The following is a 15,524-nucleotide window of genomic DNA, read 5'->3' as shown; positions in this document are numbered from 1 at the left end:
CAATAACTGCATATACAGCGACTGTACCTGCTACTAATGCATATACCATACTCGCGCACCAACCTTTTTTTGATAATGATTATCACTTTTGAATACATTTTATCATTAAAGAGAATCATTATCAACAAATTTCTAAAAAAGAAAGCTCCTTCGGGAAAAGGAGCTTTACTGCCTGTTTTAAAGAAGTTTAAAACTTGCTGTGCACTCTTATTATATCTCATAATACACATCTTAACAGTTTTAAAAATTGGAAATCCCCTCTATCCCCTCCCCCTTACATTTTGTATAATAAAAGGGAATTACTTATTAAGGAGGAAAATAATGACACAAAATCTCACGCAAGGCGAGAGGATACACTCAATTGATATCATTAGGGGAATAGCTGTACTAGGTATTTTTCTTGTTAACTGGCCTATTATTGCTGGAATTGACTCACGTGATCTTTCAGGAGTTTATGAGGGACTAGATAGTTATATCCGTCTAATTTACGATATGTTTATTCAAACAAAGTTTTATACTATCTTTTCGTTTTTATTCGGACTAGGCTTTTATATTTTTATGACTCGTGCTGAAGTGAAAACAGATCGACCAAAAACTTTATTTGTTCGTCGCTTACTTATTTTATTATTATTTGGTTTCTTACATTATGTGCTTTTATGGGATGGAGACATTTTACATACTTATGCAATCGCTGGATTTTTCTTATTTTTATTTTATAAGAGGGAACCTCGTACCATTTTAATATGGGCAATTGCTTTATTAAGTATTTTTCAATTTCTTATACTAATTGCTAGTATTAGTGTTGCCTTAATGTCAAAGGCTGAACTTGGATTCTCCTTACCAGTCATGCCACTTGAAGACTGGGTGTCACAAATACAAAATCGTTTCCATGCATTTTATGCTGATGGAATAGTATTAAATATTACAATGCTCCCAGAAACAGTTGGGCTATTTTTACTTGGTTTATACGCCGGTAAAAAGGATATTTTCCGCCGCACGAAAGAGTTAGATACAAAACTTAAAAAATGGCAAATTATTACGTTCATCTTAACATTACCAATGTGGTTCTTCATGGTCCGTTACTTCTTATCAAAACCATTTTATGAACCAATTTATATGCAGGCCTTTACAATGTTCAGTGGAAAAACATTATTCATCTTCTATATTTTCACGCTAATGCGTTTATTACAAAAAGAAAAATGGCAAACATTATTACGCCCATTCCAATACGTTGGACGAATGGCGTTAACAAATTACATCTCACATACAATTGTTACATTACTTGTATTCGGACTATTGTTCAAAAACGATTATCTTGCTCCATTATGGATAGGACCTCTATTTTGCATCAGTTTTTATACGTTACAAATCTTTATTAGCCGCTGGTGGCTTTCACATTATCAATACGGGCCACTTGAGTACATTTGGCGGCTTGGTACGTATGGGAAAATGATGCCACTTAAAAAGAAAAGCAAGGTCTCATAATGAGACCTTGCTTTTCTATGCTTCTCTTACTGCATTTTGCATCGAAACGGGCTCTTCTTTTACTTTCCCTTTTCGCTGCGGCACCATATTAAATACAATATTTAAAAGTACTGCTGATGCACTTCCTAGCACAATTCCGTTATCTGTTAAAATACGAATATTTTCTGGAAGTTGTGAGAATAATGTAGGAACGACTGTAACCCCAAGCCCAATTCCGACAGAGCATGCAACAATTAATAAGTTTTCTTGCTTTCCAAAATCAACGCTACTTAACATTTTAATACCATATGCCATAACCATACCGAACATCGCTAACATCGCACCACCCAGTACTGATTTCGGAATGATTGTTGTAATAGCTGCGATTTTTGGAATGAACCCTAGAACGATTAACATACCACCACAAGTATAAATAATAACGCGATTTCTTACTCCTGTTAATTGAACAAGTCCTACGTTTTGAGAGTAAGTTGTATATGGAAATGCGTTAAAAATACCACCTAACACCATCGCTAACCCTTCTGCGCGATAGCCTTTTGTTAATTCTTTTTCACCGATCTTTTTATTACAAATATCAGATAACGCAAAATATACACCTGTTGCTTCTACAATCCCTACACAAGCAACGAGAATCATCGTAATAATTGGCGTTAATTCAAATGTCGGTGTACCGAAGTAAAACGGCTGAATTCCGTGGAACCAATCTGCTTCTCCAACAGCTTGCAAGCTTACTTTCCCCATAAACGCTGCAACGATTGTACCGAACAAAAGACCTAATAAAATAGAAATAGAACGGATAAATCCATCAAAGAAACGATACATAATGATGATAAATAATAATACGCCAAATGCTAACGCTAAGTTTTCAAGACTTCCGAAGTCTTTGCTTCCTACTCCGCCAGCCATATCATTAATCGCTGCTGGAACAAGTGTAACTCCAATTACAGTAACAACAGACCCTGTTACGACAGGGGGAAATAATTTTACAAGCTTTCCAAATAATTTCGCAAAAATAACAACAAACAAACCGGCAGCAATAATTGCTCCATAAATAGAAGACACGCCGTATTGTTTCCCAATTGCAATCATCGGCCCAACCGCTGTAAATGTACAGCCTAGTACAACTGGAAGTCCAATACCGAAAAAGCGATTTGATAATGCTTGTAAAATTGTTGCAACGCCGCACATTAATAAATCAATTGAGACTAAATATGTTAACTCTTTTTGATTTAAGCCAAGTCCGCCTCCCACAATAAGTGGAACGATAATTGCACCGGCATACATAGCAAGCATATGCTGCATACCTAGCGATGCGATTTTAAATGGATGTTGCTTCATCGCTTATTTCACCTCCGCAGTTTCTTGCTGTACAAATGTAACTGTGCCGTTATCAAGTGATGCAATTTCTGCTAGTGACTCAACACGAACGCCTTGTTCACGAAGCTTCTTTCCTCCATCTTGAAATGCTTTTTCAATAACAATTCCAATTCCCGCAATGCTTGCTCCAGCTTGCTCTACTAAACTCATTAAACCTAAAGCAGCCTGACCGTTTGCTAAAAAGTCATCAATGATTAATACACGATCATTTCCATCAATATGAGTGCGAGATAGGGAAATTTCATTTGTTTCTTGTTTTGTAAATGAATATACGTTTGCAACATACATATTATCTTGTAACGTTAACGATTTACGTTTTCTTGCAAAAATTACTTTTACACCAAGCTCTAATGCAGCCATAACCGCTGGTGCAATGCCAGAAGATTCAATCGTCACGATTTTTGTAATGTTCCCTTCTTTAAAACGTTTAGCAAATTCTTTTCCAATCTCTTGCATAAGTACCGGATCAATTTGGTGATTTAAAAATGCATCTACCTTTAATACGTCACCAGATAAAACCTTTCCTTCGTTCAAAATCTTTTCTTGTAATACTTTCATGTTTGTTCCTCCTCTTATGCAATAAAAAAACTCCAAAAGCCGCCACCACTCGTTACAAGTGAGAGACGTGCTTTTGGAGTTTCGCAAAAAAGAATGCTTAACAAGCAAATATATTCGTCCTCACTCATAGTCAAAGTATTTACGGTACTTCGGTAGAAACTTGCAGGCCATATCCCCGCGATTATATGAGTGTAGCTAACTATTTATTTTATAGAAGGATTATAACGCAATTTTTACACTTTGAAAAGTATTTATTAATAAAACACGTACAAATTTTATAAAAACACTATTTTCGTTCGATTTTTGCAAACTCTTACATTCTCTATTACAACTTCGTTAAAATGACTGGCCCATCTTTTGTAATCGCAATTGTATGCTCGTATTGAGCAGATAATTTCCCATCCATCGTTCTTGCAGTCCATCCATTTAAATCAACTTTAGAATAGCGCATACCTACATTTACAATCGGCTCAATTGTAATTACCATGCCTTCTTGCAGCTTAGGTCCTTGTCCCGGTTTACCAAAATGAAAAATTGCTGGTTCTTCATGAATCTCTTTACCAATCCCATGCCCCGTAAAATCTCTTGCAACAGAAAAACCTTCAGCATTTGCATAACTTTCAATTGCAAAACCAATATCCCCTACATGATTACCGATTATCGCCTGATCAATTCCTTTATATAAAGCACTCTCAGCCACTAGCAATAACCTTTTTGCTTCGTCAGAAACATCCCCTACTATATATGTCCATGCAGAATCTGATAGCGCACCATTTAAGTTTACTACCATATCAATTGTGACAACATCTCCCTCACTTAAAGGAACATCGGCCGGAAACCCATGACACATTTCATCGTTTACAGACGCACATATCGCATATGGATACCCGTTATAACCTTTCTGCTCAGATGTTGCACCATGCTTTTCTAAATACACTTCAACAAACGTCTCAATTTCTTGTGTTGTTATTCCTGGTTTTATCATTTTTCCAATTTCTCTATGACATGAAGCAAGTAATTTCCCAGATTCATGCATCAAATCTATTTCACTTTTCGTTTTAATTGTAATCATTCTACCTCTCCTTGCTAAGCTTGCTATTTGCTACTAAAGTTCAATCATACACGCCCTCTAGCAAAAATTCCAATTACAACAAGTGCAAAACATGTATCATATATATCTGCATCAAAATAAAAAAACAGAAGATCCCCTCTGTTTTTTAGTCATTTTTACATATATAATTCATTTTCAAAAACTCAAAACAACTACCGTTCGTCTCCTGGATAAACGTTCCAACCGCTTCAAATCCTGCCCTTTTATATACTTTAATCGCTCTCTCATTAAATGTCGCTACTGATAGTGTTATATAGTTGCAGCCGTATTTTTCTTCACTAAAATCTAGTCCAGCCTTCACGAACTTTAACCCTAATCCATTGCCAGCTATATCAGGTCTCATTCCAAGTCCTATATCAACCGTTTGATTATTCATTTTAGAAAAACTCAAGTAACCAATGAGAGTACCATTTTCCTTCACAGCAAACGTATCTTCCCCTCTCATTTCCGTACTTAAAAACTCTGCTAAATCTTCTTGATCTGCCTCTATATCATAAAAGGAATATTTCCCTTCATAATGCCAGTTGTATGCAATTTCCTCTGCTTCCTTTTGGTTCATTACTGTAAATGTATAATCCATTCTCCCATCTCCTTTAAAAAAAGAGCTGCAATTAAGCAGCTCTTTTTTATAACTCGTAAATCTCTCTATACTTCGCTTCTAAATAATCAGCTAAGTAGTTTGCATTTAGCCCTTCACCTGTTACATCTTCTAAAATTTCAAGTGGCTTTTTCGTTTTGCCATATTGATGAATGTTTTCTGTTAACCACTCACGAATTGGCGTCACGTTACCTTCTTCTAATAATGCATCAAAGTTTGGAATATCTTTTAGCATTCTTTGCTGAAATTGCGCTGCATACATGTAACCAAGCGCATAAGATGGGAAGTATCCAAATGAGCCACCAGCCCAGTGAACATCTTGTAATACACCTTGTGCATCATTTTCTGGACGAATTCCTAAATATGCTTCCATCTTATCATTCCAAGCCGTTGGTAAGTCCTTCACTTGTAGTGTACCATCAAATAATTCTTTCTCAAGCTCATAACGAACCATAACATGAAGCGGATATGTAAGCTCATCTGCTTCTATACGAATGAATGAAGGCTTCGATTCGTTAATAGCATCATAAAACTCATCGACTGATATATCGTTAAATTGACCATCACTATACTCTTTTAATAAATCATAATTTTTCTTCCAGAATGATTTATTACGACCGATAAAGTTTTCAAAGAATAATGATTGCGATTCATGAATACCCATAGATGTTCCACTACATAGCGGTGTACCCTCAAATTTTTCTGCAATATTTTGTTCATATACAGCATGACCACATTCATGAATTGTTCCAAACACAGCCATACGGAAATCTTTCTCATCATAGCGTGTTGTAATACGAACATCCCCTCTATTTAATGTAATTTCGAAAGGATGTACCGTTTCATCAAGACGCCCTGCTTCAAAGTCATAATTCAATTGCTTTAATAGCTCTAATGTAAAGTTCTTTTGTTTTTCTTTCGAAAAGTGTTCCGATAAAGCACTTGTTTTTAATCCCTTTTTAGCCTCTGAGATTTCTTTTACAAGCGGCACGATACGCTCACGAAGTTGACCAAATACGTGATCTAACACTTCTACTGTAATACCAGGCTCATACATGTCTAATAATGTATTATATTTATATGTTTCGTAACCCCAATATGTAATAAATTTCTTTTTGAATTCAACAATTTTTTCTAAATACGGACGGAACATTTCGAAATCAGATTTTTCGCGCGCTTCTTCCCACACACTTTCCGCTTTCGCTTCTAATTTCACATACGCTTCGTATTCAGCTTGTGGAATTTTCTTATTTCTATCATATTCTTTACGACACTCTTCAACCATTTTCTTCGTCGTTTCAGAAAGTTTATCTTCAGATATTAAAGCTTCAAGCTCAGTTAAGTAGTTCCCCATCTCATCTGAAGTCGACATAGCAAACACTTCTGACGAAAGCATCCCTATGACTTCTGAACGCTGATCCACACCTTTTTTTGGTGCACCCGTTCTTAAATCCCAAAACATTAAGCTTAATGCTTCTCCGTAATTTTCTATCTTCTTCACATATGTTAAAAATTGTTTTTCTACTTCATATGTAGCAACTGTCATCGTATAAAAGACCTCCTTTTTCTACCTCAAACTTATTTCGACACGAAAACATAAATTCCTTTTATAATAGAAAAAAAGCTTGGCAAGCGCCAAGCTTTTCCTTATAATTCTTTACCTTCTACCGGAAGTACTTTTTTCACTGCTTCTATCACTTTTTCATCTTCCGTATCTGATAGGAAGATTGATATAGCACCTTTATCGTCGCTCGTACGAATTAAACGTCCAATCCCTTGACGAAGGCGTAAAATCATATATGGCACATCTACATCCCAGAATGGATTATTTACGTGCTTACGTTTCGCTTCAAACACAGGATCGTTTGGAGGGAATGGTAATGACCAAATTATTACATGTGATAATGATGAACCCGGAATATCTAAACCTTCCCATAAATGAACGGCACAAAGTACAGTCTCTTCTTCATTTTGGAAACGAGAAACGAGCTGACTAATTTCTTGATCTCCTTCATATAAGAACGGAACTGACATTTGCTCTTTACTTACATATTCTTTGAACGCTGCAAGTTCTTGCGTTGTACGGAATAATACAAGCGTACGTCCATTCGTTTTCTGTATATTTTCAAGTGTATATTGACACTTTCTTTCCCATTCATTTTCTTTCGTATGCGATAGTAAGTTTACTGCCATTTGCTCTTCATAATTAAACGGTGAGGCAACTGAGAATGATAAGTAATCTTTTACCCCTAGGCTATTTGCAGTAAATGCGAACGAATCGTTGTCCGATAATGTCGCAGAAGAGAAAATGTATGGAATTTTCTTCGAGAATACTTTTTCTTGTAACACTTCTTCAACTGCACGCGGCATAATAACTAACGTGAAGGCACCATCACCTTCTTCACCCCACGTAATTACATTTTTCTCATGCATGAAAAGACGAAGTGAATGTTCTAACACATCTAAATGTTCATCAACGATATTTAAATCGTATGTGTTTACTGTATGCATTTCACTCTCAAATACTAGTGCATCACCGACTTCACCGATTTTTGCATAAAGTCTTTTCGCTTCTGCGGTTACTTTTTCTGTCACAGTAATTTCTAAACGATCAGAACCTTCAATTTCCTTTTTATTCTCTTGTAACACATCAAAGAATCGCTCTGTTTGCCAAATTGTTTCTTCTACTAAATGTGCAAACTCTTCACGAATATCGTTCTGTAACAATCTCGTTAAAAGCTGCTCCATCATCGTTTGCTTTAAACGGTACGTTAAAGCTTTTTGAGCTGCATATTCTACAAGATGTCCTTCATCGAATACAACGCAGCTACTTTCAGGTAATAACGGAATTTGCCCTTCACGTTTACGAGCATCGTACGTCCAAATATGATCCATATAAAAATCTTGAGAACAAATGATTAAATCTGCCGCTTTACGATAATGTTCACGAGAAAGAGTTTGTCCACAACGATGACGTGAATCACAAGTGAAGCAATCTTGGAAGTAATCCCAGTTTACTTTTGACCATTCCTCATCATTTAAAAGTGGAAATTCTTTTCTGTCACCATAGTGAGTAAAGTTTTGCATCGTACCATGATCAAATACAAACTGTGGTAATTCATAATATACGTCTTCAATTACTTCTGGAGCTCGTCCACTCATAACATCTTCAAGTTTACGTAAACATAAATAGTTATCCATCGATTTCGCAAGTCTTACGTCAACAGATAGTCCTAATGCTTCTGATAACTTAGCAATATCCCCTTCTTCTTTCACAAGCTGCTCAATTAATGTCTCATCTGCACAAGCGATAATAGCAGGTTTTCCTGTATAACGCGCATAACAAATTGCATATAAAAGGTATACAATCGTTTTCCCTGTTCCTACACCCGCTTCTGCGAACATAACTTTTTTCTCTTGGAAAGCACGCTCTAATTGAAACGCCATAAAGATTTGTTCATCACGCTCTTCAAAGCCTTTTTCCGGAAGGATGTCGTAAAATACATCTCCAATCCACTCATTCAACTTATCATAAAAATTATCTTGTTTTCCTACTTCAAATGGTAATCTCTTCTCAGTAAACATCCTTAGCCTCCAACCAAAAAGTTTTTCTATAAAACGATATAGTAACTGCTACTCATATGTGTGCAGCCACTTTCCCCTGTTGCAATACTTAGAAATACACGAAAAAAAATTTTCCTTTCGAAAAAGGAAAATTTTCTTCTATATTAATGACTTTAAATACCGTTTATCAATCGCTGTTTCATGTGAAAGAGCTGATAAATATTCTTCTTGCGCTTTTTGTATTTCATCTACAATTACGCCTTGACTATCCACTTCTTTTCCGAGCTCATCATACGTACGGTGAATAGCTTTTTGAATCATCGATAATTGAAAACTATCCATATCACTGCCTCCTTTACGCATTACATAATAGCCAGTATATGCGTGCTGGAGGAGTTTTATACTATGAATTACGCGGTGGACGTTTTCCGAAGTATTGGTAGTAATCTGTACGGATAAATCCGTTAAATAGTTTACGTTTCTTCGATGCATCTTTTCCGTAACACTTCTCAAATGCTTCGTAACTTGTTAATACATACGCTGACCACGTATCTAATGGGCGGAATACTTGTCCCATTTCTTTATACAGTTGTTCAACGAGTGCTTTTTCACTTAAACGTTCTCCGTATGGAGGATTCGTTACGACGTAGCCATAATCCTCTTTTGTTGTAAAATCTTTTACTTGCATTTGTTTAAATGTGATTAAATCACCTAAACCTACTTCTTCTGCGTTTTCTTGTGCAACTCGAATCATACGATGGTCAATATCAGATCCAATGATTTGTAATGGTTGATTATAATTTGCTAAATCTTCAGCTTCTTGACGAGCTTCGCGCCAATTTTGTTTCCCAACCCAGCCCCATTCATCCGATGCAAAGCCTCGGTTAAATCCTGGTGCGATATTTTGTCCAATTAATGCAGCTTCAATCGGAATTGTTCCAGATCCACAGAAAGGATCCACGAAAGGACGATCTGGCTTCCAGTTCGTTAATTTAATTAAAGACGCAGCTAATGTTTCTTTTAAAGGAGCTTCCCCTTGATCCATGCGGTACCCACGTTTATGAAGTCCAACACCACTCGCATCAATTGTTAATGTTGCAATGTCTTTCAACATTGCAATCTCAATACGGAATAATGGACCATCTTCTTCAAACCAAGTTGTACGTTTATATGTTGTTTTTAATTTTTCAACGACAGCTTTTTTAACGATACGTTGGCAATCCGAAACACTGAATAACTCAGATTTTAGAGATTTACCGATAACAGGGAATTCTCCGTTCTCTGGAATATAATCTCCCCAGTTTAATGCTTTCGTTTTTTCAAATAGCTCATCAAATGTTGTTGCTTTAAATTCGCCAACTTTAATTTTCACACGGTCCGCAGTACGTAACCATAAATTCGTGCGACAAATCGCCTTTTCATCTGCTTCAAATGTTACTTTGCTGTTTTCTACTTGACATTCATAACCAAGATCGCGAACTTCTCGGGCAACTAACGCTTCAATACCCATTGCCGCTGTTGCAATTAAAGTAACTTTTCCCATTTGCATTCACCTCTTATGTATATTCAAACAATAATTAATAGCAATTTGTCCTATTAATCATTACATTTTACGAAAATTTTTCTCATTAACCATTGTAACTCATAATTTATAACTTCATACAAATAAAAAGCCCTCCTCTAACAAAGGAGAGCTGAGTTATTTCATAGTTGGTTCATAACGTTCTGTAAGCCATGTTCTGTTCCTTTGTACTGCAAACGGCCCACGCCTCGTACTCCGGTAGCAATCATCTATCTACAGGTTATAAAAACCTGTCCTTTTCCGTCGTTCATTTCCTTGGAAAAGATTCCCCTACCATTATTTGGGTTTCTCGCTCGTGGGGTTTACCTCGTTCCACTCCTATCATTTCTTCAAGGACTTCGTCACTGTGGCACTTTAAAGGTAGTCAAACCATATCCAAAAGGACTTAGGTTTTTTCCCTGCCGTTAAACCAGCCTTACAGCCAGAATACCCTAGCTTATGAATTGGCTAGGCACGAACACTACAGCCATCTCAGGCCGTGCGAGCATGGACTTTCCTCTACAACGTTGGCGTTGCAGCGATTGCCCAAACGTTATGACATCCATTAGTATAGTGGAAACAAAAAGATTTTGCAATATTTTTTTCTATGTACAATGCCTCAACCTTGTTTCCACCTTATTTTATTCGTATAACTTACTTCCAAATACAGCTTTTTCTAAGTTGGATAAACGTTTTAAAATATCCGTATTCGTGTTGTTATATACCGGTTGTGCAACTGGTGTTTGTACAGGTTGTTGTGGAGCTTGTGTTGCAGCTAGTTTTTGTTCTTCTAATTCTCGTTTTAAACGAACATTTTGTTGCTTCAATTGATCAAATTCTTTGTGGAAAGCTTCATAGTCTTTAATAATCATATCAAGAAACTTGTCTACTTCTTCTTGTTGATAACCTCTCATACCTGTTTTAAATTCTTTTTCCAAAATATCTTTCGCCGTTAATTTAATTTTATCCGAAATCATTTTCTTCACCTCAAATTTTTGCCAAAACTTTCATTAACTAAATTTTTTCAGAAACAATGCCTTTTGTCAATCATATATACGAGTACAATATTACATATTACTCTGCATTATTCCACTGTTCCTCTTCTATTATATCTTGTAAATCAGAAAAAAGAATGAAATAACTGTGATAATTTTCTATTTCTCCTTTTTTCTTAGCTACTTCTACAATATATTTAGGACTCCCAGGCTTTTCTTCATCATATACAGCTAAAAGAGCATCACTTTTTTCAATAAAAAATTGATTCTTTAATTTAAATTGCTCTGGGCTTTCGTACTTCCGTTTCGTAATACTATCAATGTGATCTGCTTGTGAAAGAATAAATTCGTAATATTCACGGTTATCTTCTTTCCAATTTTCTTCTTGTTCTAAAAAAGGAGTAAATACCGCTAATTTTAAATCTGGATATTCTACTTGAATTTCAAAAACAACTTCAGCAGCCCACAATTCTACACCTAGCTGGCCGCTTATAATAACCCACTCCAAACCATCTTCTACAAAAGCAGTTAATTTACGATGCAGCGCTTTTTTTATGCAGTCTACTCCTGGATGATCCTTTTTAAATATTCCAAGTTCAAATGGCTTATATCCTGTTACAGCAACAACTTTCATATCAACACTCCAATTACAAAAAAAGAACTAGCATTTTGCTAGTTCTAACATATCATTTACTTTTTAAATATTCCACCAACGTTTGGTCCAACATTTGGTCCTACATTCGGTCCTGGTCCAAACGGTGATACATTCGGTCCTGGTCCAAATGGAGATACATTCGGCCCTGGTCCAAATGGAGATATTTGATGACCGTGGTGATGGTGACCATGACCACATGGTCCACATCCACCGCCAAATCCTGGATCGATTGGATCTACAACATTTACATTTGAGTTTGTTTGCGGGAAGAAGTTTTGGTTTTTAATTTGTTGATGGTGTACATGTGTCGTATGCGTTGGGAAAATGTGTGGCACCACCGTTGTTGAAAAAGAATGTGTTACACACTGTTTCGTCGGATGAATGACAGGAGCAGTCGTACAAATAGGTCCTACAGGCTTATGCCCTCCAAAACAAGGATGACAATGATGCATAGTTTTTTCTCTCCTCTCTCGTTAAGAAAATCTGATTACACTTTACAATATGAGAAAAGAGGTGAAGCCGTTTGTTATATATACCCATTTGTTTCATGGAAATTTGTCTAGTGCTACACTTCATTCATACTATTTCATTATGGACAACAATCCATCATCACTTACCAAAGAACCCTCCAACCTGCTTAACAATCCCCGTCACTTGATTCATCGCATTCATCATTTGTCCAGCTGTATTCATCATTTTATTCACATCATAGTTACCATCTGAATTTTTAAATTGGGAAACAAAGCTCGAAAACTGACTTGGTTGCTGTTGTTGCTTTTGTTTATTCATCGTCGGATACGGTTGTTTTGGCGGATAAAACATCGCTTGTTGATTTCCATAGGGAGATGGTGGTGGTGGCATATAATATTGTGAGTTCATATAAGGTTGCTGCTGATTCATATAGGATTGTTGCTCTTGTTGCGATTGATTCATATAGGGTTGCTGTTGTTGCTGTTGTTGCTGTTGTTGATTCATAAACGATACTTCAAATGGCTGGTAATAATTTTGATTTCCATAATGAGGCTCGAAAGGATACATATTATACCGTAAATATGTATCCGTATTATATTGGTACATATTTTGCTGTGCATATGGATTTGGTTGCTGATATACGTTAGATTGTTGAAACATGCATTCTCTCCTCCTTCACATAAGTTTCTACATATATAATATGTACTTGTAAAATAATTTGTGTGACGGAGTATCTGTCTATTTTTGTCGGAAGTTTAAATTTTTAAAAAATTAAAAAAGAAAACCCTTCCATGCTATGATAATTAAGAAGAAGATTCTCATGGGGGAGGAATCAACATGGTATTAGGGGATTTAAAACAAGCGTTTTCTCAAAAGAAGGGGTATTACACAGAGAATGTAAATGAATTATTAGACTTTGCGAGACATTGTTACCTCGAAGGAAAAATATGTATATCGGATTACCGAACATTAATAAAAGAATTAGAAATAAACGGTGCAACAAAACCTACAACAATGACAGAAGCTTAAAAAAACAAGAGGGTTTCCCCTCTTGTTATTTACATTGCTCAACTATATTTTGCAAAGTATACGAAATGGCTTGATGTGTTTCAAAAAAACGTTTACCTTTTCCTTTATTTACAAAACATTGTAACACATTCGTTTGTAAATTATCGTACACTTGATCAATTTGCTGTACATGTATATACTTCGGTTTTTCTTCCTTAATCCACATATAAGCTAATTCTTTCCACACCTTTAATTCCTCATCTACTATGTCTACAAACGGCTTCATATCCTTATAAAAGTCATATTCAATTATTTCTCTTTTTTTTACATTCGCTTCATTATTATACTGCATGAGTTTTTCTGAAGACTGTATTAATGCTTCATACTCCATTTCATTCCCACCTTATTATGCACTCACTACGATGTTTTGAAACGTCTTCACCCAATTCCCTTTTTCTTCGTGATGCACTAATTTATTTTCCATATGCTCAATATGCATTTCTGTTATTTCTATCTTATTACATATTTTTTCGCTCTTATCCTTCAATGCATGATTTATTCTAATTCCTATATTCATTTCCAGCAAATCGAGAGAACTTAACATTTGATCCATTTTTTTCATTACATCTACTTTCTGAACCATCGCCATATACAAAACGCCCCCTTCTTTGCTTTTCCTTTGTCATGTAATTTCGCCGGATAATTCTTCACTCCTGCACACATGACAAAACTAGTTGTTATTCGTCAAAGAAATCATTTTGAATGTCATTTATAGAAATGGTAACAATACAAAAAGGAGGTGTATGAAGATGGCAAAGAACAAAAACGAAAAAAAGAAAAAACAAAACAAACAACAAAATAAACCCGAGACTGGTAATCCAAAGCTTGATGGCCCAAACTTCCCTGCTACATAAAGTGAAAGTTTAATTAATGGGGCTTTTCCAAACTACTAATTTCTAAATCCCCCTTAATCTTCTACTTTCATTCAGTTTTGAGATTAAAATCTTAACACACTTAGCAGGATTTCTTCACATTAAGAAGTCCCATCTTCATTTATAAAGATGGGACTTCTTTTTTATTATATCATGAACTCGTCTATTCTTTTAACAAAACGATTCACGATAGAAACAGCATAGATCTGCTCCCTCTTTCTTCTATACCATTCCTTTATATTAACTTCATCCTTCGGTACTTCAAATAAAAACAATGCATTCATTTTCGAATCTTCACAAAACCAATCCCTCATTGTTATTTCCTCATGTGCAACAAGAGAATACACATCTCTAAGTGCTGGTGTATTGGATTTTCTAGTTCCCCTTAAGTAATATTCATAATCTTCTCTAGAGCCAGTATGTGTAGTTTGTAGTGCAAACTTATAAAATAAACGTTTATAAGTCGGATGAAACAATAACCACGCTAATTTTTTCCCAAGCTCTATACGCTTTTGCAACGTTTCAAATTGATAAACTGAAAACCCATACATCCCCCCTTCAATGGTTGGAAAAATAACTGCACTAATATGCAACATGTCTTGAACTTTAAAAAGCGCCGTATGAAATACATGTTTTTTAAAGTAGCTATTCTCAATAACTGGTTTTTGAATTTTATTTTGCTCATTTATAATAAGCGCTGTCATAAGCCTATTCATATCTTTTTTCTCCCAGAAAAATGTCCATTCTTTTTCCATGAAAAGTGATACGTTGAAAAATTGCAACAAATGAAAGAGAGGTATACGTCTCCTCTTGCTTTCTTCATATAGTAGTAACTGAGGAAATGCATCTAAGAAAATAATCCAATTAGCCTGTTCATATATGAGAAACAAATGTTTTTTTACTAATCGAGGCAAAACAGTAGCATAATATCTTCCTTCTAAATCAGTCATATTCCAGCCTGCATTTCTCGAAACCATACTCGCTAAAAAAGACCACCTGATTTCACTATTTCTTACATAAAATTTTTGATACGATTGTGTCCGAGAAATGTTGTCCATATTAGCTATTTCTGTTTTCTTTTTAATAGTGTGAATGATTGCTTTTTCTTCTTTTGTACAAACCATATTTTTACGATATTGTTTCATTTTTTCGTAATCATTCCATGTAAACATAAATAAGTCATCATACCTTTCTTCAAAAAGGTCACAT

Annotated in this window: 17 protein-coding genes, 1 other RNA gene and 1 riboswitch; of the genes, 2 read left to right on the top strand and 16 right to left on the bottom strand. The window is 35.5% G+C overall.

The features are described 5' to 3' along the window. The first annotated feature begins 321 nt into the window (after positions 1 to 321). Positions 322 to 1,485: a DUF418 domain-containing protein gene (locus tag DPQ31_RS07950; protein ID WP_208731745.1), complete on the top strand. Its 1,164-nt coding sequence runs from the start codon at positions 322 to 324 to the stop codon at positions 1,483 to 1,485. Positions 1,486 to 1,500: 15 nt separating this feature from the next. Here DPQ31_RS07950 and pbuX read toward each other — a convergent pair whose 3' ends face one another. From pbuX to DPQ31_RS07885, 13 genes are all read right to left on the bottom strand, one after another. After that, positions 1,501 to 2,823, bottom strand: a complete 1,323-nt coding sequence (gene pbuX / locus DPQ31_RS07945) for a xanthine permease PbuX (RefSeq protein WP_000809217.1) — start codon at positions 2,821 to 2,823, stop codon at positions 1,501 to 1,503. Positions 2,824 to 2,826: 3 nt separating this feature from the next. Further along, positions 2,827 to 3,420: a xanthine phosphoribosyltransferase gene (locus tag DPQ31_RS07940; RefSeq protein WP_000866497.1), complete on the bottom strand. Its 594-nt coding sequence runs from the start codon at positions 3,418 to 3,420 to the stop codon at positions 2,827 to 2,829. A 107-nt stretch (positions 3,421 to 3,527) separates the two neighbouring features. Further along, positions 3,528 to 3,629, bottom strand: a riboswitch (purine riboswitch). A 116-nt stretch (positions 3,630 to 3,745) separates the two neighbouring features. Further along, positions 3,746 to 4,492 carry a type I methionyl aminopeptidase gene (locus tag DPQ31_RS07935; RefSeq protein ID WP_000628452.1) on the bottom strand — a complete coding sequence of 249 codons (747 nt, stop codon included), beginning with the start codon at positions 4,490 to 4,492 and terminating at the stop codon, positions 3,746 to 3,748. A 145-nt stretch (positions 4,493 to 4,637) separates the two neighbouring features. Then, entirely contained in the window at positions 4,638 to 5,111 is a 474-nt protein-coding gene (locus tag DPQ31_RS07930; protein ID WP_208731744.1) for a GNAT family N-acetyltransferase, read from the bottom strand. 46 nt (positions 5,112 to 5,157) lie between these two features. Further along, positions 5,158 to 6,675 carry a carboxypeptidase gene (ypwA, locus tag DPQ31_RS07925; protein ID WP_097957077.1) on the bottom strand — a complete coding sequence of 506 codons (1,518 nt, stop codon included), beginning with the start codon at positions 6,673 to 6,675 and terminating at the stop codon, positions 5,158 to 5,160. 101 nt (positions 6,676 to 6,776) lie between these two features. Then, entirely contained in the window at positions 6,777 to 8,714 is a 1,938-nt protein-coding gene (locus DPQ31_RS07920) for an ATP-dependent DNA helicase (protein WP_000493722.1), read from the bottom strand. Positions 8,715 to 8,852: 138 nt separating this feature from the next. Next, positions 8,853 to 9,035 carry a DUF3921 domain-containing protein gene (locus DPQ31_RS07915; protein ID WP_000376898.1) on the bottom strand — a complete coding sequence of 61 codons (183 nt, stop codon included), beginning with the start codon at positions 9,033 to 9,035 and terminating at the stop codon, positions 8,853 to 8,855. 61 nt (positions 9,036 to 9,096) lie between these two features. Beyond that, positions 9,097 to 10,236, bottom strand: a complete 1,140-nt coding sequence (locus tag DPQ31_RS07910) for a THUMP domain-containing class I SAM-dependent RNA methyltransferase (RefSeq protein ID WP_000521231.1) — start codon at positions 10,234 to 10,236, stop codon at positions 9,097 to 9,099. Positions 10,237 to 10,416: 180 nt separating this feature from the next. Continuing rightward, an RNA gene (gene rnpB, locus DPQ31_RS07905) (RNase P RNA component class B) lies at positions 10,417 to 10,808 on the bottom strand. Between the two features lie 87 nt (positions 10,809 to 10,895). Further along, entirely contained in the window at positions 10,896 to 11,231 is a 336-nt protein-coding gene (gene gpsB / locus DPQ31_RS07900) for a cell division regulator GpsB (RefSeq protein ID WP_000622427.1), read from the bottom strand. A gap of 97 nt (positions 11,232 to 11,328) precedes the next feature. Further along, positions 11,329 to 11,883: an SLOG family protein gene (locus tag DPQ31_RS07895; RefSeq protein ID WP_000869384.1), complete on the bottom strand. Its 555-nt coding sequence runs from the start codon at positions 11,881 to 11,883 to the stop codon at positions 11,329 to 11,331. A gap of 56 nt (positions 11,884 to 11,939) precedes the next feature. After that, the gene (locus DPQ31_RS07890) at positions 11,940 to 12,356 is read right to left on the bottom strand and encodes a spore coat protein (RefSeq protein ID WP_000546285.1); all 417 of its coding nucleotides are present in this window, start codon (positions 12,354 to 12,356) and stop codon (positions 11,940 to 11,942) included. Positions 12,357 to 12,513: 157 nt separating this feature from the next. Beyond that, positions 12,514 to 13,035, bottom strand: coding sequence for a YppG family protein (locus DPQ31_RS07885; RefSeq protein ID WP_098911339.1), 522 nt, complete (start codon positions 13,033 to 13,035; stop codon positions 12,514 to 12,516). A 177-nt stretch (positions 13,036 to 13,212) separates the two neighbouring features. Here DPQ31_RS07885 and DPQ31_RS07880 point away from each other — a divergent pair, with 177 nt between their 5' ends. Beyond that, the gene (locus tag DPQ31_RS07880) at positions 13,213 to 13,404 is read left to right on the top strand and encodes a YppF family protein (protein WP_000242658.1); all 192 of its coding nucleotides are present in this window, start codon (positions 13,213 to 13,215) and stop codon (positions 13,402 to 13,404) included. Positions 13,405 to 13,429: 25 nt separating this feature from the next. Here DPQ31_RS07880 and DPQ31_RS07875 read toward each other — a convergent pair whose 3' ends face one another. The 3 genes from DPQ31_RS07875 to DPQ31_RS07865 all read right to left on the bottom strand — a co-directional run bounded on the left by DPQ31_RS07875 (position 13,430) and on the right by DPQ31_RS07865 (position 15,487). Further along, on the bottom strand, positions 13,430 to 13,774 hold the full coding sequence (locus tag DPQ31_RS07875) for a YppE family protein (RefSeq protein ID WP_208731743.1): 345 nt from the start codon (positions 13,772 to 13,774) through the stop codon (positions 13,430 to 13,432). Positions 13,775 to 13,789: 15 nt separating this feature from the next. After that, positions 13,790 to 14,032, bottom strand: a complete 243-nt coding sequence (locus DPQ31_RS07870; RefSeq protein WP_001252045.1) for a hypothetical protein — start codon at positions 14,030 to 14,032, stop codon at positions 13,790 to 13,792. Positions 14,033 to 14,461: 429 nt separating this feature from the next. Beyond that, entirely contained in the window at positions 14,462 to 15,487 is a 1,026-nt protein-coding gene (locus tag DPQ31_RS07865) for a DUF2515 domain-containing protein (protein ID WP_208731742.1), read from the bottom strand. Positions 15,488 to 15,524: the final 37 nt, after the last annotated feature.

Origin of the sequence: Bacillus sp. COPE52 (assembly GCF_003355115.1) — a bacterium.
Taxonomy (GTDB): Bacteria; Bacillota; Bacilli; order Bacillales; family Bacillaceae_G; genus Bacillus_A; species Bacillus_A toyonensis.
This window is presented reverse-complemented; position numbering and strand designations above follow the sequence as displayed.

Bases quoted from the DNA above. Each gene is read 5' to 3' on its own strand.
- DPQ31_RS07910 (WP_000521231.1), bottom strand. From the start codon at position 10,236: ATGGGAAAAGTTACTTTAATTGCAACAGCGGCAATGGGTATTGAAGCG.
- DPQ31_RS07920 (WP_000493722.1), bottom strand. From the start codon at position 8,714: ATGTTTACTGAGAAGAGATTACCATTTGAAGTAGGAAAACAAGATAAT.
- DPQ31_RS07870 (WP_001252045.1), bottom strand. From the start codon at position 14,032: ATGGCGATGGTTCAGAAAGTAGATGTAATGAAAAAAATGGATCAAATG.
- DPQ31_RS07880 (WP_000242658.1), top strand. From the start codon at position 13,213: ATGGTATTAGGGGATTTAAAACAAGCGTTTTCTCAAAAGAAGGGGTAT.
- DPQ31_RS07895 (WP_000869384.1), bottom strand. From the start codon at position 11,883: ATGAAAGTTGTTGCTGTAACAGGATATAAGCCATTTGAACTTGGAATA.
- DPQ31_RS07950 (WP_208731745.1), top strand. From the start codon at position 322: ATGACACAAAATCTCACGCAAGGCGAGAGGATACACTCAATTGATATC.
- DPQ31_RS07930 (WP_208731744.1), bottom strand. From the start codon at position 5,111: ATGGATTATACATTTACAGTAATGAACCAAAAGGAAGCAGAGGAAATT.
- ypwA (WP_097957077.1), bottom strand. From the start codon at position 6,675: ATGACAGTTGCTACATATGAAGTAGAAAAACAATTTTTAACATATGTG.
- pbuX (WP_000809217.1), bottom strand. From the start codon at position 2,823: ATGAAGCAACATCCATTTAAAATCGCATCGCTAGGTATGCAGCATATG.
- DPQ31_RS07865 (WP_208731742.1), bottom strand. From the start codon at position 15,487: ATGTTTACATGGAATGATTACGAAAAAATGAAACAATATCGTAAAAAT.
- DPQ31_RS07890 (WP_000546285.1), bottom strand. From the start codon at position 12,356: ATGCATCATTGTCATCCTTGTTTTGGAGGGCATAAGCCTGTAGGACCT.
- DPQ31_RS07935 (WP_000628452.1), bottom strand. From the start codon at position 4,492: ATGATTACAATTAAAACGAAAAGTGAAATAGATTTGATGCATGAATCT.
- DPQ31_RS07875 (WP_208731743.1), bottom strand. From the start codon at position 13,774: ATGGAGTATGAAGCATTAATACAGTCTTCAGAAAAACTCATGCAGTAT.
- gpsB (WP_000622427.1), bottom strand. From the start codon at position 11,231: ATGATTTCGGATAAAATTAAATTAACGGCGAAAGATATTTTGGAAAAA.
- DPQ31_RS07915 (WP_000376898.1), bottom strand. From the start codon at position 9,035: ATGGATAGTTTTCAATTATCGATGATTCAAAAAGCTATTCACCGTACG.
- DPQ31_RS07885 (WP_098911339.1), bottom strand. From the start codon at position 13,035: ATGTTTCAACAATCTAACGTATATCAGCAACCAAATCCATATGCACAG.
- DPQ31_RS07940 (WP_000866497.1), bottom strand. From the start codon at position 3,420: ATGAAAGTATTACAAGAAAAGATTTTGAACGAAGGAAAGGTTTTATCT.